General features: G+C 65.1%; 1 protein-coding gene. It reads left to right on the top strand.

What is annotated here, in order from left to right; translation table 11 throughout:
* A partial coding sequence (locus ABFX56_RS16120; protein ID WP_346234368.1) for a DUF1989 domain-containing protein occupies positions 1–187 on the top strand: 187 nt, incomplete at its 5' end.
* Positions 188–269 lie beyond the last annotated feature (82 nt).

The following is a 269-nucleotide window of genomic DNA, read 5'->3' on the forward strand; positions in this document are numbered from 1 at the left end:
GAACGTGCCGGTGGAGGCCGATGGTGCGCTGGGCATCGTCGACGGGATTTCCGCGCCCGGCCTGACCGTGGACCTGCGCGCCGAGATGGATGTCGAGGTGGTGGTGTCGAACTGCCCGCAGATCAACAACCCCTGCAATGGCTTCAACCCCACCCCGGTGCGCATGATCGTGTGCGATCCGGCCTGATGCCACAAGCGTTGTTCAGCAAGGTCCTGATCGCCAACCGCGGTGCGATTGCCTGCCGGATCATCCGCACACTGCGGCGGAT

Origin of the sequence: Parafrigoribacterium mesophilum (assembly GCF_039652555.1) — a bacterium.
Lineage (GTDB): Bacteria > Actinomycetota > Actinomycetes > Actinomycetales > Microbacteriaceae > Parafrigoribacterium > Parafrigoribacterium mesophilum.